The sequence below is a fragment of the Oleiphilus sp. HI0079 genome (genome assembly GCF_001635105.1).
Window position 1 is genome coordinate 1 of sequence record NZ_LWFT01001289.1, and the last position, 980, is coordinate 980.

The window sequence follows — 980 nt, forward strand, 5'->3', positions numbered from 1 at the left end:
AATATTGTTCGATCCAAGGTTGGATCTGATCAGAAAAAAGCGGTTTTGCAAAAAAATAGCCTTGTGCAAAATCACATTGATTGCGCTTCAACCACTCAACCTGAAACAGCGTTTCAACGCCCTCAGCAACAATATCCAGACCTAGGGAATTACCCAGCCGGATGATGGTTTCCGGGATGCGCGTGTCACAATCAGACTCCGTAATACGGTCAATGAAACTCTTATCTATTTTCAAACTTTGAACATTCAACTTTTCTAAGTATGACAAGGACGAAAACCCTGTTCCAAAATCATCAATGCTCACTTTGATACCGAGAGAAGCGATGCTGTCTATTAACGCTTTAACTGCATTAAAGTCATGCATTGCAAACGATTCCGTGACTTCCAACTCGAGCCAGCTAGGGTCTACGCCAGCATATTCGATCGCGTTTTTGAGCATGCTGATAAATTTGGGTTGCGCAAACTGAACCACGGAGACGTTAACCGCAACGGTCAGATCTAGGCCAGAGATCTCTCTTATCTGTTTAATTTGAACCAAAGAGCGACGCAAAGCCCACTCTCCCAGGGGAACAATGAGCCCAGACACCTCGGCAATCGGAATAAACTCGATGGGTGGTACAAATTCACCTAGCGCGTTTTTCCATCGCATTAAGGCCTCAAAACCGCGGAGTTCACCTGTCGATAAATCAATTTTCGGCTGATAGACCATGAACAGATGCTCCTGATCAAACGCCTTTCTTAGGTTTTGCAGCAAGTTGACGTGACTTTCGGTTTCTTTAAGCATGTCTTGCTGAAAAGATTGATAGCTGCCTCTCAACGTCTGCTTCGCGCGTTTAAGCGCCGTATTCGCCTGAGCCAATACTTCGGTTGCCGCTTTTTGAGCATCCAGCCTAACCTGTCCCTGCGTTGCACTAAGAGAGTGCGCCGAGCCCTGAATATAAAAAGGCTCTTCGAAACTACCCGCAATTGTGTCGTGGGAT

1 protein-coding gene is annotated in these 980 nt (G+C 45.9%); it reads right to left on the reverse strand.

Annotated elements, in window-relative coordinates; all coding sequences use genetic code 11:
• Nucleotides 1-980 (reverse strand): bifunctional diguanylate cyclase/phosphodiesterase (locus A3750_RS22500; protein WP_156498848.1); only part of this gene is annotated, 980 nt, incomplete at both ends.